Origin of the sequence: Rhizobium zaerense (assembly GCF_051810725.1) — a bacterium.
Lineage (GTDB): Bacteria > Pseudomonadota > Alphaproteobacteria > Rhizobiales > Rhizobiaceae > Rhizobium > Rhizobium leguminosarum_I.
Map to the genome: position 1 here is coordinate 1,898,269 of NZ_CM132690.1, position 22,563 is coordinate 1,920,831.

At 59.9% G+C, this 22,563-nt stretch carries 19 protein-coding genes and 1 pseudogene; 9 read left to right on the plus strand and 11 right to left on the minus strand.

Features of this window, described 5'->3' with window-relative positions:
• Positions 1-80 precede the first annotated feature (80 nt).
• The gene (locus ACS4RR_RS09025; RefSeq protein WP_456189986.1) at positions 81-1,184 is read right to left on the minus strand and encodes a branched-chain amino acid ABC transporter substrate-binding protein; all 1,104 of its coding nucleotides are present in this window, start codon (positions 1,182-1,184) and stop codon (positions 81-83) included.
• A gap of 488 nt (positions 1,185-1,672) precedes the next feature.
• Here ACS4RR_RS09025 and ACS4RR_RS09030 point away from each other — a divergent pair, with 488 nt between their 5' ends.
• Positions 1,673-2,587 (plus strand): HD-GYP domain-containing protein, encoded by a 915-nt coding sequence (locus ACS4RR_RS09030; protein ID WP_456189987.1) that lies wholly within the window; start codon positions 1,673-1,675, stop codon positions 2,585-2,587.
• Positions 2,588-2,635: 48 nt separating this feature from the next.
• Here ACS4RR_RS09030 and ACS4RR_RS09035 read toward each other — a convergent pair.
• From ACS4RR_RS09035 to ACS4RR_RS09065, 7 genes are all read right to left on the minus strand, one after another.
• A protein-coding gene (locus ACS4RR_RS09035) for an IS630 family transposase (RefSeq protein WP_260109160.1) occupies positions 2,636-3,584 on the minus strand; the annotation gives its coding sequence in 2 pieces (ribosomal slippage) (positions 2,636-3,247 and positions 3,249-3,584; 948 coding nt in all).
• 234 nt (positions 3,585-3,818) lie between these two features.
• The gene (gene aptA, locus ACS4RR_RS09040) at positions 3,819-5,144 is read right to left on the minus strand and encodes an omega-aminotransferase AptA (RefSeq protein ID WP_456189988.1); all 1,326 of its coding nucleotides are present in this window, start codon (positions 5,142-5,144) and stop codon (positions 3,819-3,821) included.
• 313 nt (positions 5,145-5,457) lie between these two features.
• Positions 5,458-5,775, minus strand: a complete 318-nt coding sequence (locus ACS4RR_RS09045) for an ArsR/SmtB family transcription factor (RefSeq protein ID WP_017965391.1) — start codon at positions 5,773-5,775, stop codon at positions 5,458-5,460.
• A 115-nt stretch (positions 5,776-5,890) separates the two neighbouring features.
• Positions 5,891-6,640, minus strand: a complete 750-nt coding sequence (locus tag ACS4RR_RS09050; RefSeq protein ID WP_456189989.1) for a HugZ family pyridoxamine 5'-phosphate oxidase — start codon at positions 6,638-6,640, stop codon at positions 5,891-5,893.
• Between the two features lie 31 nt (positions 6,641-6,671).
• The gene (gene choV / locus ACS4RR_RS09055) at positions 6,672-7,724 is read right to left on the minus strand and encodes a choline ABC transporter ATP-binding protein (protein ID WP_222246773.1); all 1,053 of its coding nucleotides are present in this window, start codon (positions 7,722-7,724) and stop codon (positions 6,672-6,674) included.
• Positions 7,721-8,566 carry a choline ABC transporter permease subunit gene (gene choW / locus ACS4RR_RS09060; RefSeq protein WP_064247862.1) on the minus strand — a complete coding sequence of 282 codons (846 nt, stop codon included), beginning with the start codon at positions 8,564-8,566 and terminating at the stop codon, positions 7,721-7,723. The genes choV and choW overlap by 4 nt, the downstream gene beginning before the upstream one ends.
• 72 nt (positions 8,567-8,638) lie before the next feature.
• Positions 8,639-9,595 carry a choline ABC transporter substrate-binding protein gene (locus tag ACS4RR_RS09065; RefSeq protein WP_260109177.1) on the minus strand — a complete coding sequence of 319 codons (957 nt, stop codon included), beginning with the start codon at positions 9,593-9,595 and terminating at the stop codon, positions 8,639-8,641.
• 236 nt (positions 9,596-9,831) lie between these two features.
• Between ACS4RR_RS09065 and ACS4RR_RS09070 the strand changes: the two genes are divergently transcribed.
• The 3 genes from ACS4RR_RS09070 (at position 9,832) to ACS4RR_RS09080 (ending at position 12,863) form a co-directional block, all read left to right on the plus strand.
• Positions 9,832-10,434, plus strand: a complete 603-nt coding sequence (locus ACS4RR_RS09070) for a thymidine kinase (protein ID WP_260109176.1) — start codon at positions 9,832-9,834, stop codon at positions 10,432-10,434.
• Between the two features lie 74 nt (positions 10,435-10,508).
• Positions 10,509-11,582, plus strand: a complete 1,074-nt coding sequence (locus tag ACS4RR_RS09075) for a hypothetical protein (RefSeq protein ID WP_260109175.1) — start codon at positions 10,509-10,511, stop codon at positions 11,580-11,582.
• Between the two features lie 150 nt (positions 11,583-11,732).
• Positions 11,733-12,863, plus strand: coding sequence for a DUF2333 family protein (locus tag ACS4RR_RS09080; RefSeq protein WP_260109174.1), 1,131 nt, complete (start codon positions 11,733-11,735; stop codon positions 12,861-12,863).
• A gap of 31 nt (positions 12,864-12,894) precedes the next feature.
• Here the strand turns inward: ACS4RR_RS09080 and ACS4RR_RS09085 are convergent, their stop codons facing one another.
• Positions 12,895-13,890 (minus strand): LacI family DNA-binding transcriptional regulator, encoded by a 996-nt coding sequence (locus ACS4RR_RS09085; RefSeq protein WP_260109173.1) that lies wholly within the window; start codon positions 13,888-13,890, stop codon positions 12,895-12,897.
• 178 nt (positions 13,891-14,068) lie between these two features.
• Here ACS4RR_RS09085 and ACS4RR_RS09090 point away from each other — a divergent pair, with 178 nt between their 5' ends.
• From ACS4RR_RS09090 to ACS4RR_RS09110, 5 genes are all read left to right on the plus strand, one after another.
• Positions 14,069-16,813 (plus strand): glycoside hydrolase family 2 protein, encoded by a 2,745-nt coding sequence (locus ACS4RR_RS09090; protein ID WP_260109172.1) that lies wholly within the window; start codon positions 14,069-14,071, stop codon positions 16,811-16,813.
• A 47-nt stretch (positions 16,814-16,860) separates the two neighbouring features.
• On the plus strand, positions 16,861-17,955 hold the full coding sequence (locus tag ACS4RR_RS09095) for an ABC transporter ATP-binding protein (protein WP_260109171.1): 1,095 nt from the start codon (positions 16,861-16,863) through the stop codon (positions 17,953-17,955).
• Between the two features lie 76 nt (positions 17,956-18,031).
• Positions 18,032-19,291: a type 2 periplasmic-binding domain-containing protein gene (locus ACS4RR_RS09100; protein ID WP_260109170.1), complete on the plus strand. Its 1,260-nt coding sequence runs from the start codon at positions 18,032-18,034 to the stop codon at positions 19,289-19,291.
• A 66-nt stretch (positions 19,292-19,357) separates the two neighbouring features.
• Positions 19,358-20,251 (plus strand): carbohydrate ABC transporter permease, encoded by an 894-nt coding sequence (locus tag ACS4RR_RS09105; protein WP_017965380.1) that lies wholly within the window; start codon positions 19,358-19,360, stop codon positions 20,249-20,251.
• Positions 20,252-20,346: 95 nt separating this feature from the next.
• Positions 20,347-21,129 (plus strand): carbohydrate ABC transporter permease, encoded by a 783-nt coding sequence (locus ACS4RR_RS09110; RefSeq protein WP_050561851.1) that lies wholly within the window; start codon positions 20,347-20,349, stop codon positions 21,127-21,129.
• Between the two features lie 51 nt (positions 21,130-21,180).
• Here ACS4RR_RS09110 and ACS4RR_RS09115 read toward each other — a convergent pair.
• Both ACS4RR_RS09115 and ACS4RR_RS09120 read right to left on the minus strand, forming a co-directional pair.
• Positions 21,181-21,612, minus strand: a pseudogene (locus tag ACS4RR_RS09115) (PAS domain-containing protein); the annotation flags it as partial.
• A 46-nt stretch (positions 21,613-21,658) separates the two neighbouring features.
• The gene (locus ACS4RR_RS09120; RefSeq protein WP_260109169.1) at positions 21,659-22,384 is read right to left on the minus strand and encodes a helix-turn-helix transcriptional regulator; all 726 of its coding nucleotides are present in this window, start codon (positions 22,382-22,384) and stop codon (positions 21,659-21,661) included.
• Positions 22,385-22,563: the final 179 nt, after the last annotated feature.

Genomic DNA, 22,563 nt, shown 5'->3' on the forward strand with positions numbered 1-22,563 from the left:
CGATCTGCCGCCACAAGCGAGTGCCGCAAAACGAAACCGGGCGCCGTAGGGGCGCCCGGTCGTCGACGGTAAGCGATGGTTTATTCGGCGGCGACGATCTTGCCGGCTTCCCACTTGTAGAGCGAGAAGCTCTGCGAGGTCAGGTCGCCGGTCTCGCCGTAGGTGACCTTGCCGATGGCAGTCGGGATCTCCTTGCCGTCCTTCAACGCGGTCGCGACGGCTTCCGCATTCTCGGCACTGCCGGCCTTCTCGATGCCGGCTTTCAGCACTTCGACGGCGGCATAGGCGTTCAGCGTGAAGGCTTCGGCCGGGATGTTCTTGGCGGCGAGCGCGTCGGCTGCGGTCTTGGAATCCGGGCTCTTGGTGGCGTCCGAAGCGTTGGTGAAGATCGTACCTGCTGCCGCATCCGTGCCGATTGCCCAGAATTCGGTGTTGGAGAGTCCATCGCCGCCGATGATCGTCGCGTTGGCGGCGAGGTCATGCAATTGGCGGGCGAGCAGGCCGCCTTCCGGATGGTAGCCGCCGAAATAGACCACGTCGACCTTTTCGGACTTGATGCGGGTGGTGAGCGCGCTGAAATCCTTGTCGCCAGGCGTGATTGCGTCATTGACGACTTCGGTGATGCCGCCGGCATTCAGCGTCGCCTTGAAGGCATCGGCGAGGCCCTTGCCGTAGGCGCCCTTGTCGTTGACGATGGCGACGCGCTTGTCTTTGAAATTCTTTAGCACATATTTGGCGGCGACTTCTGCCTGCTGGTCGTCGCGGCCGCAGGTGCGCAGCACATTGGTGAGACCACGCTTGGTCAGGTCAGGGGCCGTCGCGGTCGGGGTAACCATCAGCACGCCGTTTTCAGCAAGCACGTCCGAAACAGGAATGGCTACGCCCGAGGTTACCGGGCCGACGACGAAGCGGATGCCGTCGCCGACGACCTTGTTGGCGGCGGAAACGCCCTGCTTCGGTTCGCCGGCATCGTCGGCCAGTTCGAGGACGACCTTCTCGCCGAGAATCCCGCCCTTCTTGTTGATCTCGTCGACGGCCGTCTGAGCGCCGTTCTTCACTTGGTCGCCATAGGCAGCGACGGGGCCTGTCAACGGAGCGATCAGGCCGATGGTGATATCGGCATGGGCAAGCGGCGCAAAGGCGAGTGACGCGACGAGGGCCGCCGTCAATGTCTTGAGGGTCATTGTCTATCTCCTTGGATGGGGTCATGCGACCCGCGATGAAGCGTCGCGCCGGCTTTTCCGGATCGTTCAGCGGCCCAGGAGCCGTGCCAAGAACGATCGATATCGGCGCGATCAATGCGCCCTCCGGCCATATTTGGCTCGAGTGGTGCAGCGACAAGATTTCTAGGAATTTTGGTGAGATTCCGCAAGTTGATAACAAAATAGAACGAAAATCGGCTCGATCAGGGGCGAATTCGTCCCCGAATCGTCGATCCTGGCGCCGTCTGCTGATTTTCAGGAGGGTGCCGGTACCCCGCACAATCGCGATGCGCCGATGAACCTGCTGAATTTCGCGGAAGGTCTCTTGGTCTTTCTGAATATTCGAATTCTGTTTTGAGATTAACACTTGATTCTACCAATTAGAGTAGAACCATTGTTCCCGCATATTGCTGCGATGCAAAAGAACGGTCGATCATAGACAGAGAGATATTTCAGGAACTGAGATCTGGATGCTGAAGCGTATCGAAGCCAGACAGGTGCGCAACGGAATGTTTGTGGAGGCGATCGAGGGTGCATGGCATGACCCTCTTCTGTCCAAGCGAAGATTTCTGCTGCGCCGTGAAGCCGATGCCCTGAAACTTCGCAAGAGCGGTATTGAAGGCATTGTCATCAACACCAGCAGAGGCCTCGACATCGACGGCCTGCCAGGCGGCAATATCGAGATCGACACCAAGGCGGCACGCGAGACCATCCAGAAATCCGTGCAGGTGCTGGAAAGCGTTTTCAGCCGGCTCCAGCATGGCGATGGCATCAGCGTCGATCAGGTGGCGCCGGTGATTTCCTCTGTCTCCAAGTCGATGGATGACAATCCCACCGTCTTTCTCAGCGTTACGCGTCTGAAATCCAAGGACGAGGCAACATTTCTGCATTCCCTTTCGGTGAGCGCGCTGATGATCCTGTTCGGCCGTCATCTCGGACTTGACGAGACTACCGTGCAGATGCTCGGCACGGCAGGATTGCTGCACGACGTCGGCAAGCTCGAAATTCCGCTCGAGATACTCAACAAGGAAGGGCGCCTGGACGAGGATGAGATCAAAATGATCCGCGATCATCCGGAAAAGGGGCATGCAATTCTGTCACGCCAGCAAGGCATGTCGGAGATGGTTCTCGACGTCTGCCTCAACCATCATGAGCGTATCGATGGCAAGGGTTATCCCCGCAGGCTTTCCGAGGCGCAGGTCAGCTTCCACGCGCGTGTTGCTGCGATTTGCGACGTCTATGACGCCGTGACCTCCGTGCGGCCGTACAAGGCGCCATGGAGCGCGAGCCAATCACTGAAATGGATGCTTGGCAGCGAAGGGCAATTCGATCGCCGGCTCCTGAAGAAATTCGCCCTCTGCCTTTCCGTCGCCGCGGTGAGCTGAAATCTATCTGGCTTCGCAACAAAAGGGCCTGCGTGGGCTTAGAGCGTTTCAGGTTTTGACGGAAGCGTATCCGGCATTGTCGAAGTAGTTGCTGCATTCGCTGGGCTCGATGGTTGTGACGAGGTGTCCGATGTGGCGCCAGGTGTCATCGATGGTTCGCTTCTGAGCCAGGCGCATCCAGTGCTTGATTTTGGCGAAAGCCTGTTCGATCGGATTGAGGTCGGGGGAGTATGGCGGCAAGTACCAGAGCCGAGCACCAGCGTTGCGGATCATCTGACGGATGGCGGCCGACTTGTGGGAGCCGAGATTATCCATCACGACGATGTCGCCGGGTTTGAGCACCGGTACGAGTTGCTGCTCGACATAGGCGCGAAAGCACTCACCGTTGATCGGTCCATCGAAGACACAGGGTGCGGTAAGCCGATCGCAGCGCAACGCGCCGAGGAAAGTCAGGGTGCGCCAATGTCCGTGCGGCGCGAAGCTGCGCAGGCGTTTGCCCTTCGGCCCCCACCCTCGAAGCGGCGCCATGTTGGTCTTGATCCAGGTTTCATCGATGAAGACCAGCCGTCTTGGATCGAGGCCAGCCTGCCAGGATCGCCAGCGCTGTCGCCGTCGCGCGACGTCAGCGCGCGCCTGCTCAAGGGCGAACAGTGTTTTTTTTGAACCGCAATCCCTCACGCCGCAGGAACTGCCATACCGTATCGTGGGATACCTTCACCCCTCGCGCGGCCAGCTCTTCCTTCAACCTGTGCAGTGACACATGCGGCGTCTGGTTGATCCGCTCCACGATAAACGCCCGATGCGGCTCCAGAACCCGCTTGCGGTGGCCGCCCATCTTCCCAGGCGCGACAGATCCGCTCGAACGATAACGCTGCGACCACTTTACCGCTGAAGACACGGCAATACCGAACCGCGCCGCAACCGACCGGCAGCTCTCACCGGCTTCGATTGCAGCAACAACACGCTCACGAAGATCATTGGAAAGAGGTCGCGTCATTCGATGCTGGCCTCCACTCCAGCCAGCATCTTGAATCACAAAACACACAAAAACGGAATCCCTTCCGATTCAACTAAATCCGGATACGCTCTAGAGCGCCGCGCGTCTTTTCAGACGCGCAAAGGACGCTGTAAAACTTTCAATTGCCGCACAATTTTATCCTTAAATCGATTCCGACTTAAGGAATGCAGGAGGTCCGCCGCAGGCCCTGTTGCTGGAAGCCTCAGAGCTTTCTCAGACGTTGTTCTGCAGGATGGTTCGCAGCTTGCCGAAGAGTTCGTCGATATGGTGCTTCTCGATGATCAGTGGCGGGGAGAGCGCGATGATATCGCCGGTGGTGCGGATCAGCAGGCCGCTTTCATAGGCCTTCAGGAAAGCGGTGAAGGCGCGCTTGGTGGGCTCGCCGGCGATCGGGTCGAGTTCGATCGCGCCGATCAAGCCGGTGTTCCTGATGTCGATGACATTGGGGCAGTCCTTCAGCGAATGCAGCGCGTCGGCCCAGTACTCGGAAAGCTCGGCGGCGCGTGTCAGCAGGCCCTCCTCCTTGTAGGTGTCGAGCGTGGCGAGCGCGGCGGCGGAGGCGATCGGGTTGCCGGAATAGGTGTAGCCGTGGAAGAACTCGATCATATGTTCCGGGCCGTTCATGAAGGCATCATGGATCTCCGAGGTAACGAAGACCGCGCCCATCGGAATGACACCGTTGGTCAGCCCCTTGGCGGCGGTGATCATGTCAGGCTTGACGTCGTAATATTGCGCGGCGAAGGGAGCGCCGAGGCGTCCGAAGCCAGTGATGACCTCGTCGAAGATCAGAAGGATGCCATGCTTGGTGCAGATCTCGCGCAGCTTTTGCAGGTAGCCCTTCGGCGGAATCAAGACGCCGGTGGAACCCGCCACCGGCTCGATGATGACGGCGGCGACGGTGGAAGCGTCATGCAAGGTGACGATACGCTCGAGTTCGGTAGCGATGTCGCCGCCATGCTCGGGCTCGCCGCGAGTGAAGTTGTTTTTGCCGGGCTGGTGGGTGTGCGGCATGTGATCGACGCCGGTCAGAAGTGTGCCGAACATCTTACGGTTGGTGACGATGCCGCCGACGGAGATGCCGCCGAAATTGACGCCATGATAGCCGCGCTCGCGGCCGATCAGGCGGAAGCGTGATCCATTGCCCTTCACGCGGTGATAGGCGAGCGCCACCTTGAGCGCCGTCTCGACGGATTCGGAACCGGAATTGGTGTAGAGAACGTGGTTCAGGCCTTCCGGGGCAATGTCGACCAGGCGGTTCGCCAGTTCGAAGGCCTTGGGATGGCCGAGCTGGAAGGCCGGCGCATAATCGAGCTCGCCGGCCTGCTCGCGGATCGCTTCGGTGATCTTCGGGCGGCAGTGGCCGGCATTGACGCACCAGAGGCCAGCCGTGCCGTCCAGCACCTGACGGCCGTCATGGGTCGTATAGTACATGTCCTTGGCGCCCACGAACAAACGCGGCTCCTTCTTGAACTGGCGATTTGCCGTAAACGGCATCCAGAAGGCGCGAAGATCGTTCGGTGCATTGAGGCGATTGGACATGCTGTTCTCCTGGCCGCTGACGGCCCTTCCCGGGGCTTCACGCCCATATTTTTACTGCCCGGTCAAATTATCAGGGCTTCCCAAGGCGTCAACGGGAAAAGTCCCGAAAGCTCCTCCTGACAGCAGGGTGAAGCTGCGTCGATCGATCATGAGGCGAGCGCTTCAGCGCGATGAGGCTGCAACTCCTTCGCCGCCGGCGAAAGGAGCAGAAAGACCAGGGCACTCAAAGGCACGACCGGCAAATCGGAAATTTGCCGGTCGTGCCATAAGGTTCAGGTGCTGGCATCGGCCGACATTCATGTCAGCGCTATCATCAAGCGGCGGATCTGTTTCTCTTCTGCACGAGGTAGATGTCTTCGAGCGTTGCCAGGATCTTCATGACCGGCTCGGAGCTGCTCGAATAATAGATGGTCTGTGCGTCTCGGCGGGTCTTGACCAGTTTTTGAGCGCGTAGTTTCGACAGGTGCTGAGAGAGAGCCGACTGGCTGAGGCCGACCTGCGTCGCAAGCACGCCGACGGCCACTTCGCCCTTCACGAGGCTACACAAGATCAGCAATCTTTTCGGGTTTGCCATGGCCGACAATAAAGCTGCCGCCACGTTCGTGTGATCGGCCAAATCAGAGGTTTCCATATGTTATCTTCCTAATGCGAAACGTACATCATTCGTGCTGGCACAGGCCGTCAGCCGGGATTTTGACTGACGCTAAAAACTAGCAACTGGGCTCGAAGATTGTATATACCTAAATTTAAGGTATCGAGTATGCTATTTTAGTCATGTTTGAACAAATGTGATCGGTATCCACAGCGAGGGTTTCGAACTCGTATCGCAGCAGCAAGTCGCCGGAAATCATGTCAAAACCTGAGGAATCGATACCACAAATGCGCCAAGGACCCGATTCCGGCGCCTTCAGCCTGATAGCGAGGGCTTCGGCGACATCGGGATGGCGTTCTACTAAATCTCGCACTGTCTCTTCCGCCTCGGTGGCAATTGCCTCATTCGCGGCCGACTGGATTATGAGATCGTTCCCATCCAACTGGTAGGCGCGGCCGAAGCCGCCATTGAGGCTGGCCTGTTCCGGCTTAAGACGGAAGAACAGGAAATCAGGAAAGTCGATATAAAGCTTCGCCTTGGTATGGCGAGCGAGAAAACGCGTGCGGATACGCTCGTAGAATGCACTGCTGCGCTCGACGGGTTCTGCCAGGCATTGGGTCGTCAGACGCGGATAGGCGAGGGGATCGCCCTTGCCGGGCTCGCCTGTCAGGAGCGAGGCGCGCGGGTCTCTGGCAAGCGCCTTTGTATGGGCCGATAGCTTCGAAACGAGGATGACGGGGGCGCCGTCGATATCGGTGGCGACCAGCACGCGACTGGCAAAGGGAAAGCCGGTCTCGGGGTCGAGAACGGCAATCGCGGCGTGCCGGGCGGAGCGCAGAAGCACGCGGGCGAGCTTGCGGGCATCGTCGTCGGTTTCGCGTAAGGGTGAGGCCGGATCTTTCATATCCGTTTTGTGACAAAGCGGATCGAAAACATCAAGCTTCCTGCTTGCGGCGATGGCGGGTGAGGCCGGCGACGATATCCTGAGCGGAGATGGTGCCGACAATCGCGCCGTTCTCGACGATGCCGATACTGCCGGGTTGGCGGGCCAGGGCGTCGAGGACATCGATCAGCGGCGTCGCGGCACGAGCCGTGGCGCTGACACTCATGCCGGCGGCAGTCTGGCCAAGGCCGGGCTGCATCACGTCGGCCGCAGTCAACATGTTGATCGGATTGAGGTTCTGCACGAAATCGGCGACATACTGGTCTGCGGGATTCTTGACGATGTCGTGCGGAGTTCCGCATTGGATGATGCGGCCGCCCTCCATGATGGCGATGCGATTGCCGATGCGGAAGGCCTCGTCGAGATCGTGGCTGACGAAAAGAATGGTCTTCTTCAACCGCCGCTGGAACTCCAGGAGCTCGTCCTGCAAGCGGGTGCGGATCAATGGATCGAGCGCCGAGAAAGGCTCGTCCATGAGCAGGATCGGGGCGCCGGTGGCAAAGGCGCGGGCAAGGCCGACACGCTGCTGCATGCCGCCGGAAAGCTCGTTGACCTTGCGGCCTGCCCATTTCGTCAGGTTGACCAGTTCAAGCTGCTCGCCGACGCGGAGCTTGCGTTCGGCTTCCGGCATGCCGGCGAGTTCGAGGCCGAAGCCGACATTTTCGGCGACCGTGCGCCAAGGCAAAAGGGCGAACTGCTGGAACACCATGGAGACGGTGTGGGTGCGCAAATCGCGCAGCGCCTTGGCATTGCATCTGTAGGGGTTGACGGGGCCGGTGGTCGTGGAGACCGCTACATCACCGCGCACCACGGGAGCGAGCCCATTGACGGCGCGCAGCAGCGTCGACTTGCCAGAGCCGGAAAGGCCCATCAGCACCAGGATCTCGCCTTCCTCGATCGTCAGTGAGGCATCGGCGACGCCGAGCACCAAGCCGGTCGCGGCGCCGATTTCGTCTCGCGATTTGCCCTGATCGACCATGGCAAGCGCTGTTTCCGGCCGATCGCCGAAGATGATGCTGACATTGTTAAAGTTTACCGCGGTCATGCAGCGCCTCCTTCACCCGCCGTGCGGAACATCCGGTCGAGAATGATTGCCAGGATGACGATGCAGAAGCCCGCCTCGAAGCCCTTGGCGATATTGACGGTGTTAAGCGCACGGACGACGGGCACGCCAAGCCCGGGAGCGCCGACAAGGGCGGCGATGACGACCATCGACAGCGACAGCATGATGGTCTGGGTGAGACCCGCCATGATCTGCGGCGTGGCGAAGGGAAGCTCGATCTTGCGTAGCACCTGTATCGGCGTCGCGCCGAAAGCGACGGCGGCTTCGACGAGGGACGGCGGCGTCGAGATGATGCCGAGGCGCGTCAGCCGGATCGGGGCGGGGATTGCGAAGATGACGGTCGCGATCAGGCCTGGCACCATGCCGAGGCCGAACAAGATGAGCGCCGGGATCAGATAAACGAATGTCGGTATGGTTTGCATGAGATCGAGCACGGGGCGCATGGCCGCATAGACCCAAGGGCGGCGAGCAGCGGCAATGCCGAGCGGAATGCCGATCACCATGCAGACGAAGGTGGCGGCGAGCACGAGGGCGAGCGTCTCCGTCGTTTCCTTCCAATAGTCCTGGTTCACGATCAGCAGCAGCCCGAGACAGGTGAAGACCGCGACCGCGATCGATCGGCGCAACCAAAAGGCGATGGCGGTGATGGCGGCGATGACGATCAGCGGATGAGGCTTCTGCAGCACGAAGAGCAGGCCGTCTATGGCGCTCGACAGCAGGAAGGCGACCTGGTTGAAGAACCATTCGCCGTTCGAGGTCAGCCAGTCCACGAAGGATTTGGCCCAGGAGCCAATGGGAATCTTAAATTCGGTGATCCAATTCAACGGCGCGCCCATCCAAAAAAACAACAACCGGACAAAAATGAACCGGGGCGGCGAGCCGCCCCGGTCGTATCGTCAGAGGCCGAGGCCGGTCTTGGCGGCCGCGAGAGCGTCGCCCTTGCCATCGCGGGTCTTGACGCCATTAAGCCAGGGCTCGAGTGCTGCGGGGTTCGCCTTCAGCCATTCGGAAGCTGCAGCCTCCGGCTCTTTGCCGTCGTTGAGGATTTTGCCCATGATGTGGTTCTCCATGTCGAGGGAGAACGTCAGGTTCTTCAGCATCGTGCCGACATTCGGGCATTCGTCGAGATAACCGGCGCGGACATTGGTGAAGACCTTGGCGCCGCCGAAATCCGGACCGAAGATATCGTCGCCGCCTGTGAGGTAGGTCAGCTTGAAGTTGGTGTTCATCGGATGGGGTTCCCAGCCGAGGAAGACAACGGGCTTGCCTGATTTGTCGGCGCGCGCGACCTGGGCGAGCATGCCCTGCTCGGAGGATTCGACGACTTCCAGATCTTTCATGCCGAAGGTGTTCTTTTCGATCATGTCCATGACGAGGCGGTTGCCGTCATTGCCAGGCTCGATGCCATAGATCTTACCGTCGAGATCGTCCTTATGAGCGGCGATGTCCTTGAAGTCCTTGATGCCGAGTTCCGCACCCTTGGCGTTGGTTGCGAGCGTATACTTGGCACCGACGAGGTTGGGGCCGAAAGATTCGACCGACTTGTCGTCGAGATAGGGCCGGACGTCCTTTTCCTGTGTCGGCATCCAGTTGCCGAGGAAGATGTCTATGTCCTTGTTCTTCAGCGAGGTGTAGGTGACCGGCACCGAGAGAACCTTGATGTCGGTCTGATAGCCGATGCTCTTCAGGACGACGGATGCGGTGGCGGTGGTGGCGGTGATATCCGTCCAGCCGACGTCCGAGAAATGAACGGTGGAGCAGCTGTCGGGATCGGCGGCGAAGGCGGCGGTCGCAACGGAGAGGGCGGCGACGGCAGTTGCGGTAACGAGTTTGAACGTGCTTGTTGTTTTCATTTTAGACTCCCAGTCTTTAAGTTCCCAAGCCAACCATCAATAACCGAGTTTGACAAGCGACCTCAGCGCGTTTGCGTCGTATCGACCTATGCGATTGCGACGTCGGCGGATTTTTTCCGAGCGCCTGGTTTTCAAGGCTTTCGCCGGTTTTCGAGCCGGATTCCTGTGATTATCGTTCTCTCGGGGCTTTTCTTTGCCATTCCGAGCTTTCAATAAGCCGATTAAGGAGAAATCGGATGGCAAAACTCTATTTCAACTACTCGACGATGAACGCCGGCAAGTCGACGATGCTGCTGCAGGCCTCCTACAATTACCAGGAGCGCGGCATGCGCACGGTGCAGCTGATCGCCGCCTTCGACGAGCGCGCCGGCCGTGGCGTCATCGGCTCGCGGATCGGCTTGGAGGCGAGCGCCATTCCCTTCGAGCCGCATGAGGATCTGTTCCGGCTCGTCGCGGCGCTGAGCGGCGAAGGCGCGCCGATTTCCTGCATCTTCGTCGACGAGGCGCATTTCATGACGCCTGTCCATGTCTGGCAGCTTGCCCGCGTCGTCGACAGGCTTGGTATCCCTGTCATGGTCTATGGGCTGAGAACCGATTTCCAGGGCAAGCTGTTTCCGGCCTCGCAGGAACTGCTGGCGATCGCCGACGAAATGCGCGAGGTGCGCACGATCTGCCATTGCGGGCGCAAGGCGACGATGGTTGTGCGGCTCGGCGCGGAAGGAAACGTACTGCACGAAGGCGCCCAGATCGATGTCGGCGGCAACGAGAAATATGTCTCGCTCTGCCGCAGGCATTGGGACGACGCGATGAACGGAGCCTGGATCGCCGAGCCGGTCTGAAGCCGGCGATGCCGCCTGTTTTCTTTAGCGCCGCAAGCGACTAGCTTGAGCAGGAGATTCCCTGGAGAGATCAGGTGCGCAAACCCCCGCCATTCGATAGCCAGTACGAAGCTGTAGGCAGCTTTGCCGAGAGGATTGCGGCCGAAGGAGCCTATTGCGTGGCGGCGATCGGCGCCTTCAGCGGCGAGGAAACGCGGTCGGCTGACGAGGTTTTCCTGGAACAGAATGCCCGCTTCCAGGCCCATATCGCCGATGCTGCGGCGCTCGACGCCCAGCTGGCCGAGCTGGTCTTTTCTCTTGACCGGCTGACGGCCGAGGTTTCTGCCGATCTCGATAGTTTCCGGGGGCTGACGCTGGGTGAGAAGATGGCCGGCTGGGTGTCGCGCCAGCGGATGTGGCGCATGTATACCGAACGCGTGCGCGAGGCGCCGGTCATCGAGCGGCTGCTCGACCTTTTGACGAAATCGGACGCGCTCGCCAAGCTGATCGCCGGCCAGCGCGCCTCGCTCACCGAACGGCACAGGGCAGCCGAACGCAGCCTTGTCGATATTGTCGAGCAGCGGCGCCGGCTGGTCGATTCCATCGATATCGCCCGCCTCAAGATGAAGGAGCTCAATGCCAAGGCGCTGACCACGCAGGGCCGTATCGGCGTCTATGGCAACAGGGCTCATTGGGAGCAGATGGAGGCGGAACGGCGGGCGCTGAAGGCGGAGGCCGAGCGAAATTCCGCCGAAGAGCACGAGATGCGAGACGACAGCCAGCGGCGCGAGCGCTTCATCGGCCTGTTCCAGGCCTTTGTCGATTCGCTGAACGGCCGGATCGCCGCCTGCAATGTGCTGCTGCGCAAGCTGTTGATAGACGTCGAGGAGCGGCTGATCATCTACCAGGCGCAGGTCGATACCGACAGGCCGGGCATGAAGGCGAGGATCAAACCGGAACTCTTTCCCGATATCGCCACGCCGATCAGGCTGTTCGAGAAGGGCATGCTGGTCGCCCAGGATCTGGAGCGGCGCAAGAGCCGCGCCGATCTCGAATTCACAAGAAGGTTTCCGACCTATGCCGAGCCGTCGGCGGAAACATCGGGAGCGCCTCTGATCGATACGGCGCGCAGGTCCTTGCGCTTCCGCCTGCCTCTCCTGCGCTCCTGACCGGCAGGGCGCGGGCAATACCCCTCTTGCGCAATGCTTTCATTCCGAAAAATCGAAGGGCTCGTGTTGTGCTCGGCCCATCGAGCGCATATGTGGGATGCAGCGGGGCGGCAATGTCCCGATGTTCGCCTCGCCTGACAGGAGACGACGATGCTTGACCGGATAGCCGGTTTTTTCAGGCTGATCGGCCAGACGATCGGCCGCTGGGCCCGCCTGTTTTTCGCTTGGGCTTTCTGGCCCTTTCTTGCCGCGCAGGGCTGGTATCAGCGCCGGAGTTGGATGATCCGGCTGCCGGTGATCGCGTTCGTGGCGCTGCTGGTCGTGCTCTACGGTTATTTCTTCTGGCAGACGCAGGTCTGGTCGAATTTCAACCCCGCCTTCGTCGACGAGTACCGGCTTTCCGAACGCAAGGTCGCAGCCGGGCAGGACGTGCCGGCGGCCGGCGGCGCGGCGGCGACGGCGCCGAAGACCTGCCAGCGCTCGGCGATCGTCGACGTCGCGGCCGATCTGACCGATTTCAATGTCAACCAGAACGCATGGATCTCCTCCATGCTGCTCTACAAGATGGGCTTCTTCGGCATCGACTGGGATCACACGCCCTTCCTCGACAACAAGGCGTCGTTCCAGCGCGGCGTCAACCAGGCGGTCCGGCGGACTTCGGCGGAGCTTGTCGATACGCTCGGACGCGTGCGCGGCACATCGGGCATCAACAACGACCTGCAGAGCGCGCGCGGCAATCTGCAGTTTGACGAAAACAGCTGGTATTTCGGGCTCAATCCCTTCGGGCCGAAGACGCCGACGCCTTCCTATTACCGCTCGGCGATCGGCAGCCTGCGCAAGTTCAACACCGATCTCGCCCTCTGCAATGTCATTTTCGACGGCCGCGCCGACAACCTGATGCAGTTTATCGACCGCATTGCCAACGATCTCGGCGGCACCTCCGACATGCTCGCCGAGCGCTCGGAAAACCACAATCGCGGCTGGTTCGATACACGCGCCGACGACCGGTTCTGGTTCGCCTATGGCCAGCTCTATGGCTACTACGCGATCTTGGCTGCCGCCCAGGCGGATTTCTCGCAGGTGGTGGCGGAACGCAATCTCGGAACGATCTGGGGCGGGACCATGCGGCAGTTCCAGGCGGCGCTCCGCATCCAGCCGGCGATCATCTCGAACGGGCGCGAGGACGGCTGGATCATGCCGAGCCATCTCGCCACGATGGGCTTTTATATTCTGAGGGTGCGCTCAAACCTCGTCGAGATCCGGTCGGTGCTCGATCGCTAGGTCATCAAGTCGCGAAGAATCCCCACTTGCCTTAACGAGGCGGGGCGATGGAAGCGCGCAGGATTAACTGGCATTCCATCTTCAGCCGCACTGGTGTCCTCTTCGGCTGCGCCACCTTTTCCAGAAGCTCAGCCACCGCCCATTGGCCCATCTCCTCGTGCGGCAGTTTCAACGTGGTGAGTGGCGGCAGGATTTTTCGGACAAGGCTGTCATCATCGAAGCCGACGACGGAAATGTCTTCGGGGATTTTCAAGCCTCTTATTCTGATTGCATCATAGGCACCCATCGCCACCCGGTCTGAAAAACAGAATACCGCAGTCGGCGGGGATGGCAGGTCGAGCAACTGCAGCATTTTCTCGCGCCCGAGGTCGAGCGACCAGGCGCCGGACACAATCAGCTCTGGATCCACCGCGATATCGTAGGTGGTGAGCGCCTGGCGGTAACCGCTTAAACGATCTCGGGACGCTTCAAGCCGCTCCTTGCCCGCGTCGATCATGGCTATGCGGCGATGTCCGGCCTTGATTAGTGTCTCCGTCGCCGCAAAACCGCCGGCAAGATCGCCAGGAATGATCGACGAGAATTCGGCCCGCTGCTGATGGCAGTTCAAGAGCACGGTCGGGTAGTTGGCAAGTTTGGAGGGCAGCACTGGCGCCAACTGGGTGATGAGGGTGGCGTAGACCACTCCGACGATCTGACGCCGGCCCAGATAGTCGAGAATGACCTCTGCGAATTCGACCTGTCCGCCGGTAACGACGGTGATCGCCGCCAAGCCCCGTTCTTCTGCTGCCTCACGCACGCCTTCAATCAGCGGCGCGGCGTGATGCGAAGCCATCAGATCGTCGATCAAAAGCACGATGATGCCGCCGATCGGGCCATTGACGGGCCTGGTCTTCTGATAGCCAAGCTCCTCGGCCACAGCCAGCACATGACTACGCATCTTCTCGGAAACGCGCTTGCCGGGCGCCTCGTTCAGCACCAGTGAAACCGTCGCATGCGAAACGCCGACCTTTGCAGCGATGTCGGACATTGTCGGTCGTTTCGTTATTTTGTCGTTCACGCAGTTTCTCTCTCAGACAGTTGGCATGCACGTTAGAAAATCTAACGGACAATGTGAAGCGGCGGGCTTGCGGGAGTTACATTTTTGAGTTACGAAACCTATCTGTAACTTATTTTGTGACTACATCCAACTGGAAAGCTTGCGGCTCATGACCATCGCCTCCCGCCGTTTCGCCGACACCCATTCCGGGCCGCGTGCGCGCCTCTCTCTCGACGGGACCTGGGACTTTCAGCTGCAGGGACACGAGCCCGCGACGATTGCCGTGCCCGCTCCTTGGCAGGCGTACCTTCCGGATCTACGCGCCGCTGCGGGCGTGGCAACTTATTCGCGCACGCTTACCGTGCCGCAGAAATGGCAAGGTCGTCAGGTGATCGTGCATTTCGGCGCGGTGAACTATTTCGCCGAAGTGTCGGTCAATGGCAGGCACCTTGGCTCTCACGAAGGCGGCTATCTGCCGTTTGAATTTGTCATCCCCGCCGATCTGCTGGGCGGTGAAATGCGTCTTGACGTACGGGTCACGCTGCCGAGTTCTGACGGACAGGCTTTCCCCGACTTTCCATTCGATGAAATCCCGCACGGCAAGCAGAGCTGGTACGGTATGTTGGGCGGCATCTGGCAGTCGGTCTGGCTGGAGTGCCGCTCCGAGGCGCATATCGCTCACCAGGGCATTCGCGCCGACCTCTCCACCGGCGGCGTGACGGTTGATGTCGAACTGGCCGCGGCCTTCACTGGTGCGTTGAACATTAGGCTTCTCGACCGCAATGGCGCGGTGGCGGCGTCCGCCGAGCTTGCTCTCAACGGCGCGGCACACGCCTCCGTCGCGCTCAAGGTCGCCAAGGTCGAGGCCTGGTCGCTCGATGATCCCGCGCTTTACCGGGCTGTCGTCGAACTGCGTCAGGGCGACGTCGTCATCGATGCCGACGTCCAGGATTTCGGCTTTCGGACGTTTGAAGCGAGAGATGGAAAGTTTTTCCTGAACGGCCAGCCATTCTACATGCGCGGCGCGCTGGATCAGGATTACTATCCCGAGGGCATCTACACGCCGCCGTCACTGGAGTTTCTGGAAGACCAGGCGCGTAAATCGAAGGAGCTTGGCCTCAACCTCCTGCGCTGCCATATCAAGGTTCCCGATCCGCGCTACTATGATGTGGCTGACCGCTTTGGCCTGCTGGTCTGGACGGAAATCCCCAACGTCCAGACGTTCACCGAGAAGTCGGCGCAGCGCCTGCTCGATACGATGGAAGGGATCCTGCGCCGCGACAGCAACCATCCCTCTATCGTGATCTGGACCATCATCAACGAAGACTGGGGGACGCGTCTTGTCGAAAGCGCCGATCAGCGGAGCTGGCTGGACAACGCCTACCATTGGCTGAAAAAGAAGGACCCGACACGGCTGGTGGTGGACAATTCCGCCTGCATTCCAAACTTCCATGTCGTCTCCGACATCGATGATTACCACTATTACGCCTCGGTTCCGGAAATGGCGCGCGAGTGGGCCGATTGGGTTTCGGCCTTCGCCAAGCGGCCCGACTGGTCCTATTCGCCGGACGGCGATGCGAAACGGCGCGGCGACGAGCCGCTCGTCGTCTCCGAGTTCGGCGTCTGGGGCCTGCCGCGTCCAGACAAGCTGCTGCAGGACGGCAAGGAGCCGTTCTGGTTCAGCAACGGACTGGAGTGGGACAGCGAAGGTGCGACCTATCCGCATGGTGTCGAGCAGCGCTTCCGCACCTTTCAGTTCGACAAGGTTTTTCCGTCCTTCGACTCCTTCATCGAGGACACGCAATGGCATCAGTTCAATGCCCTCAAGTTCGAGATCGAAGAAATGCGCCGCCATGCCTCGATCCAGGGCTATGTCATCACCGAGCTGACCGATCTGCACTGGGAAGCCAATGGCCTCATGGACATGGAGCGCAATACGCGCGCCTATCACAACCGTTTCCATGAGATTAACACCGACGTGGTCATCGTGCCGCGCATGCAGCGCTATGCGGTCTGGGCGGGCGACACGGCCAGCATCGAGCTCGAAATCTCGACGGGCGGCAAGGCGCTGCCAGCGACCGAATTGGGCTGGAGTGTCGATGGCGCAGCTGCTGGCAAGATGGCGGTCGAAGCGGTGGATGCGACGTCAGTGTGCCGCCTGCCAGCAATTGATCTATCCTTCGCCGCAGAAAAAGCCGGCAATCAGGCCAGTGTCCAGTTCACGCTGACCGCCGGCGACAACGAGCTGGCGCGCAACAGCCTCGATATCAGCGTCTATGCCCGACGGTCCAAAACTGTGCGTTCGGTTTCGTCGGCAGAGCCCGAGATCGCGCAATATCTGACCTCCCTTGGCTATGAGGTCGTAAACGCCGACAAGGCGCATGTGCGGGTTGTCTCGACATTGAGCCAGGCCGATATCGATGCCCTGGAGCACGGCGCCCATTACGTGTCGCTGGCCGATGTTGCGCTCCTGTCGTTTGGCAATCTGCGCAATGATCAGCCAAACTGGAATTATCCGACCGGAGGCGATCGCGGGCAGCCCATGCCGCAGATGCGCGTCACCGAACGCAACGGCACCATCTGGAAGGGTAACTGGGTCACCGGCTTCAGCTGGGTGAAGCGTTCCGGGGTATTTGAACGTCTGCCGGGCGGCCCGCTCACCGACCTATCCTTTGTCGGCGTCAACCCCAACCGCGTCATCACCGGCTTCCGACCGATCCATTTCGATGGGCTGGTCCATGCCGGCACGATGGCGGGCTGGATTCACAAGCCCTGCGCGACCATTGCCGAACGGCGGGTCGGCTCAGGTCGTATCGTGGCGACGACCTTCGGCCTGATGCGCGAACCCGCGGGCGCCGATCCGGTCGCAGCGACCTTGCTTGATTGCATCATCGAGACGGCCGCCGCGGGATAGGCCGTTTGTAGAATTGAACCGCCGCACATGACCGGGAGGAGGTTTAGGTGGCCAAGACAGATGCAGGCGTGAACATCCGCAACGTTTCCAAGAGTTTTGGGGCGGTGGAAGTGCTCAACGACATCTCGCTCGGGATAGACAGCGGCGAGTTCATCGTCTTCCTGGGCGCTTCCGGCTGTGGCAAGTCCACCCTTCTGCGCATGATCGCCGGGCTGGAGACGGTTTCGGGCGGCGAAATCTGGATCGGCGGGCGCCGTGTCGACCAGCTTGCCCCCGGCCAGCGTGAGGTATCCATGGTGTTCCAGTCCTATGCGCTCTATCCGCATATGAGCGTGCGAGAAAATCTTGCCTTTGGACTGGTCAATGTCGGTACGCCGAAAGCCGAGATTGCAACCCGCATTGCGACGGCGGCCAGGATGCTGGAGATGGACCATCTCCTCGACCGCAAGCCGGCGCATCTGTCCGGCGGCCAGCGCCAACGCGTTGCGATTGGCCGCGCCATCGTGCGTGAGCCAAAAGTCTTCCTCTTTGACGAACCCCTGTCGAACCTGGACGCCGGCCTGCGTACACGCACCCGTTTCGAACTGTCGCAGCTGCATGATCGTCTTGGCGCCACGATGGTTTTCGTAACCCATGATCAGGCCGAGGCAATGACGCTGGCGACCCGGATTGTCCTTCTGAACAAAGGAAGGATCGAGCAGGTCGGCGCGCCCATGGATATTTATGCCCGCCCCAGCACCCGCTACGTTGCCCAGTTCGTCGGCTCGCCGCCGATGAACTTCCTGCCGGCGGCACGGATTGAGAGCGGTCTGGACGGCGCGATTGTCACAACCGGCGGCGGCGTCGGGCTGCAAACCTCGGTTCCGTTCGACAGTTTGCCTGGTGCCAACCTCACGCTTGGCTTGCGGCCGGAGAGCCTGACGGTCTCGCCGCACGGCACGCTAAGGGGCAAAGTCGTCACAGTGCAGCAGATGGGCGACCGCTCTCTGGTCCACGCCGAACTCGCCGACGGGACGCAGGTCGTCGGCGTTGACGCCCCAATCACCACGGCCCGTGGTGGTTCCGAAATCGCGTTTGCCGTCGAAGGAGCGACGGCGATGCTGTTTGATGAAATGGGCAAAGGTTATCACGCGGCCGGCTAGGCTGCGGCGCGAGACAGCAAGGCCGCCCTCCGAAGGAGGTCCCGGCAGGAAAACCGATCATTCTGGAGGAGTGAGAATGCGTAACCTGTTGAAAACATCGATTGCGGCGTTCGCCGTCATGATTGCCTTCCCGGCATTTGCAGCCGAAAATGTCGTTTGGTGGGACTTTTTGTCGGGAGGCGACGGCGTGCGAATGAAGGCGCTGATTCAGCGCTTCAACGACGAACATAAGGACAAGATCCAAATCAAGGGCACCACCCTCGAATGGGGCATCCCTTATTACACCAAGCTGCAGACATCAACTGCTGTCGGCCAGGGACCTGACATCGCCACCTACCACCTGTCGCGCCTGGCCGGTGCGGTTTCGGCCAAGACCGTGTCGCCAATCGATCCGAAGGAGCTTCAGGCTGTCGGTTTGAAGGACAGCGACTATCCGCCGAATGCAATCGCCGCCTCGACGGTCGACAATATGCGCTACGCCGTACCGTTCGACGTGCACGGCGAGGTGCTCTACTACAACAAGAATGTACTGAAGGAACTTGGAGCATTGGGCAAGGACGGCAAGCCGACCGGCATCGATACGCTGGAAGGCTGGCGGGCGCTGTTGGCCAAGGCCAAGGAAGCCGGCAAGAACGGCGTCGTCATCGCGTCGTCCAGCGGCGATTTGCGCGACATCTATACTTTGTTCGGCCAATTGGGCGGTCAATTGACCACCGATGGCAAATTCCTGCAGGGCGACAATTTCGACAAGATGCAAAAGGCCTATGGCGAGATCACCAATTGGGTGAAGCAAGGCTGGGCGCAGCCCTATATCGACCCTGAAACCATCACTCCGACCTTCCTGGCCGGACAATCCGCCTTCTTCTTGAACGGCAACTGGGAGCTGCCGACCATGGAAACCGAAGTGGCCAAGGGCAGCGGCTTCGATTACGGCATGGTGAACATTCCCGCCTGGATGGGCAAGCCTGCCAACTGGGCGGACTCGCACTCGTTTGTCATGCCCAACAATGTCGGCGTGACCATGACGCCGGAAAAGCGTGCCGCAGTTCTCGAAGTCATCAGATGGATGAATGTGAACTCACTGGAATGGGCCGGCGCCGGCCATATCCCGGCTTATTTGCCGGTCAGCACGTCTGACGCCTATAAGGCGCTCAAGCCGCAAGCGGACTATGCCGCCATGGCGCTCAACGCCTTCTATATGCCGAAGACGCCGCTCACCGGCGCTGCGTCCAAGTTCGACGACGACTGGCAGAACATGGCGTCCGGACCGCTGAACGGCGACGGCGATCTGAAGGAGACACTGGAGACGTTCCGCGATCATATGAACTCTCAGTGACGTTTTCCTTCAACAGTCCCCGGGGCAGTTCCTGGCCCGGGATCGCATAACCGAGGCAGGTGATAGATGGCTGCAGTCAGCAACAAGAAGCAGGACAGCCTGATTGCAGCGCTGCTGGTCGCACCGGCCGTCATCGCGTTTCTGGTGATCTTTGCCTATCCGACGTGGCGCATGGTGGCGATGAGCTTCACCAATGCGCCGCTGATCGGTCCCGGCGAGTGGGTCGGCCTCGACAATTACGCGCGCCAACTCTATTCGCCTCAATTTCAGAAGGCGCTTCTGAACACGCTGTACTTCATCGTTCTGACCGTCATTCCCGGCACGTCTCTGGCGCTGTTCGTTGCCATGGGGGTCAATCGTCTGACCGGGCGCATACAGATGTTGGTCCTGGCGTGCTTTTTTCTGCCTTCCATTCTGCCGGTATCGGTGGTGACCCAGATCTGGACCTGGATCGCAAACATGCAATATGGCGTCATCCAGAATGTCATCGGCCTGTTTACCGGCGGCCGCCCGCTGCCGGTGCTGCGTTCGCCGACCTATTTCATGCCCTCCGTCGCCGTCGTCACGATCTGGTGGACGATCGGTTTCAACATTCTTCTGTTTCTTGCCGCCTTGCGCAGCATTTCGTCCGACATCTACGAAGCGGCGGCGCTCGACAATGCCAGCCGCTGGCGGGTGTTCTCAAAGATAACCTGGCCGCTGATCTGGCCGGTGACAGCGTTGGTGCTGACGCTGCAGCTGATTGCGCAGTTCAAGATTTTTTCGCAGCCGTATCTGCTCGGCTATTTCGCCCACACGCCGGCTGACGCGCAATCCGTGGTCATGACCGTCATCTACGACCTCGCCTTCAAGCAGAACAAGGGTGGAGAAGGTGCAGCCGTCGCTACCATACTGTTCATCATCATCCTGATTGCCTCCGTTTTCCAATATCAGTTCCTGCGGGCGCGAGGTGAAAAATGAGCGTTCTGGCAACCGATCAACAAGCGGCTCTGGCGCGGACGAACGGTAGCATTGCCGCAAGCAATTGGAGCGGCCGCGCGCTGACTGCTCTGGCCGTGCTCGGGGCGCTGATCTGGTTCTTCCCGCTTTACTGGGCGATCGTGACTTCGCTGAAATCCGACACTGAGGTGGCGAGCCCAGCATCCGGGTTGTTACCTAAAGAACCGACGATCGAGCCCTATCTCTACGTGATCGACCGCTCCAGTATCGTGCAATGGTATATCAACTCGGTCGGCACATCGACGATCATTGCGTTGGTGGTGCTGGCAGCCAGCGTCTGCTGTGCCTATGCCTTGAGCCAAATTCACTTTCCCGGCCGCCGCCTGATCTACGGCGCGCTGATTGCCTCGGTGATGGTCCCGGCGGAGGCGCTTATCATCAACCATTTCGTGCTGATGAACTCATTCGGGCTGATCAATAGCTGGGGCGGCATCATCATGCCGCAACTCGTGGTGCCATCGGTCATTATCATCCTCAAACAGTTCTTCGACCAGATCCCGAAGGAATTCCGCGAGGCGGCGATGCTCGACAATGCGGGCCATTTGCGAACGTTATGGAAGATCTATGTGCCGATGAACTGGGGCGTGATCATCGCGCTTGGTATCACGACCTTTATCGCGGCATGGAACAATTTCCTATGGCCGTTCCTGGTCGCGACTTCGGACGCCACAATCACCATTCCCGTCGGCATCACCCAGGTGAAGGACGTCTTCGGCGTGCGCTTTGCCAAGGACATGGCTGCGGCGGTATTGGCCGGTCTTCCCGTCGCCATACTCTACCTCCTCTTTCAGAAGCAGGTCACGCGCGCCATCATGCTCTCCGCCGGAATAAAGGGATAATGGGGCTTCGTGGGCATTTCTGTAATAACACCCTAGAGCGCCGCCCAAGTCGACGACACGCAGTTTCCCGACGAATTCATAGGTGATGCCGACGATGCCGCCGCCGATTTCATCGTCGCGGAAGCGACCGACGCTGCGCACCATCTTGTGGCCGCCAAGCCGGTTGTCGACGCGATAGACGAAATGGAAGCCGACGCCGTCAAGGCTCGCGTCTTCGAAGGTTTGGGCGATCAGGCTGCGATCGTCCTCGTGGAAACGTGACGTTAGCTCTGTCAGGTTGATAGGGCCGTCGCTGTAGGGGAGGTCGAAGATCGCGTGGACGTCCTCGCTTGCAAAGAAATGTCCTGTCTCGATATCGATGCGCCAGAAGCCGAAAAGACGATAGGCAGCAAGCATCTGGACAACTTCAGCATCGGTGATGCCGATTTGAGCGCGGGATTGCTCTGTCTTGTTAGTGACGGGCTGTTCGAAGTGAACAGGCACGATTCCCCCAGATCACGGGACGACGTGCCGACTCTCTTCCGATTCCTCAGTTGATCAGCTTCAATCGAATTGCCTTAGCTACCAACTGGGTGCGGTTGACGCAATCGAGTTTTTTGATCGCGTTCGTCATATAGGCGTTCACCGTATGATCCGAGAGCGTCAGGATCTGGCCGATTTCGATCGAGGTCTTGCCCTGAGCAGTCCAGCGTACAACTTCTAGTTCTCTGGTCGATAGCGCGTTATGCGCGCATTCCTCGTTGCGCTTGACTGCATTGTATGCATCGAGTGCATGGAGAATGATCATTGCCAGCTCATTGATCTCGCTCTGGCCGAGTGCGGCGCGGTCGCCGCAGAACCAAAAGACCAGGCGCTGGCCGTCGGCTGCAATGGTCGGCATGGCAACACCCGCCGGTATGGCATGGCGCAGCATCAGGGCACGAAGTTCGGCGGGAAAGGCCTGGCCATTGACAGCGTCGTTGAGATGCCAGGCCGGCGGCACAACGGACTGCCTCAGCCTTAGGCCGAAAGGGCAGCCGCGCATCATGTGGGCGTGGTCGAAATCCCTGATATAGGCGGCCGGAAGCGAGCTCTCGATCAGCAGGGGTTTTAAGAGAAGATCTTCGGGGGAAGGAGCGTGCATCAGCGTCGCATGCGACAATCCGAAGGCTGTGGACACTCTGCCGAGCGCGTGCGCAAACAGGCTGCGGGTTCGAGCGGTCGCAAGCTCTGCCGAAAGCAATGACTGTCTTTCAGAGGTAGTCATGTAAGACATTTGTGCGCCCCCGCCAGCCTCAATGTTAACGCTATCAAACATGGAAAGGCGGCCGGATGCTAGTCCCAATTGACTTAACGTCGGCCGATTTACTCATATTGTGTAAAATTATTGACAGCAGATCGCGCTTTAGTTGAGTTTCGACTTGCGGATATAGCGTTGTGGTATCTTTGATTTCC

What these genes read in the sequence shown, in the direction of transcription:
- ACS4RR_RS09050 (WP_456189989.1), bottom strand. Translation starts at nt 6,640, where the DNA reads ATGAAAGATCCGGCCTCACCCTTACGCGAAACCGACGACGATGCCCGC.
- ACS4RR_RS09080 (WP_260109174.1), top strand. Translation starts at nt 11,733, where the DNA reads ATGCTTGACCGGATAGCCGGTTTTTTCAGGCTGATCGGCCAGACGATC.
- ACS4RR_RS09025 (WP_456189986.1), bottom strand. Translation starts at nt 1,184, where the DNA reads ATGACCCTCAAGACATTGACGGCGGCCCTCGTCGCGTCACTCGCCTTT.
- ACS4RR_RS09090 (WP_260109172.1), top strand. Translation starts at nt 14,069, where the DNA reads ATGACCATCGCCTCCCGCCGTTTCGCCGACACCCATTCCGGGCCGCGT.
- ACS4RR_RS09065 (WP_260109177.1), bottom strand. Translation starts at nt 9,595, where the DNA reads ATGAAAACAACAAGCACGTTCAAACTCGTTACCGCAACTGCCGTCGCC.
- ACS4RR_RS09120 (WP_260109169.1), bottom strand. Translation starts at nt 22,384, where the DNA reads ATGTCTTACATGACTACCTCTGAAAGACAGTCATTGCTTTCGGCAGAG.
- ACS4RR_RS09030 (WP_456189987.1), top strand. Translation starts at nt 1,673, where the DNA reads ATGCTGAAGCGTATCGAAGCCAGACAGGTGCGCAACGGAATGTTTGTG.
- ACS4RR_RS09085 (WP_260109173.1), bottom strand. Translation starts at nt 13,890, where the DNA reads ATGTCCGACATCGCTGCAAAGGTCGGCGTTTCGCATGCGACGGTTTCA.
- ACS4RR_RS09045 (WP_017965391.1), bottom strand. Translation starts at nt 5,775, where the DNA reads ATGGAAACCTCTGATTTGGCCGATCACACGAACGTGGCGGCAGCTTTA.
- ACS4RR_RS09105 (WP_017965380.1), top strand. Translation starts at nt 19,358, where the DNA reads ATGGCTGCAGTCAGCAACAAGAAGCAGGACAGCCTGATTGCAGCGCTG.
- aptA (WP_456189988.1), bottom strand. Translation starts at nt 5,144, where the DNA reads ATGTCCAATCGCCTCAATGCACCGAACGATCTTCGCGCCTTCTGGATG.
- ACS4RR_RS09070 (WP_260109176.1), top strand. Translation starts at nt 9,832, where the DNA reads ATGGCAAAACTCTATTTCAACTACTCGACGATGAACGCCGGCAAGTCG.
- choV (WP_222246773.1), bottom strand. Translation starts at nt 7,724, where the DNA reads ATGACCGCGGTAAACTTTAACAATGTCAGCATCATCTTCGGCGATCGG.
- ACS4RR_RS09100 (WP_260109170.1), top strand. Translation starts at nt 18,032, where the DNA reads ATGCGTAACCTGTTGAAAACATCGATTGCGGCGTTCGCCGTCATGATT.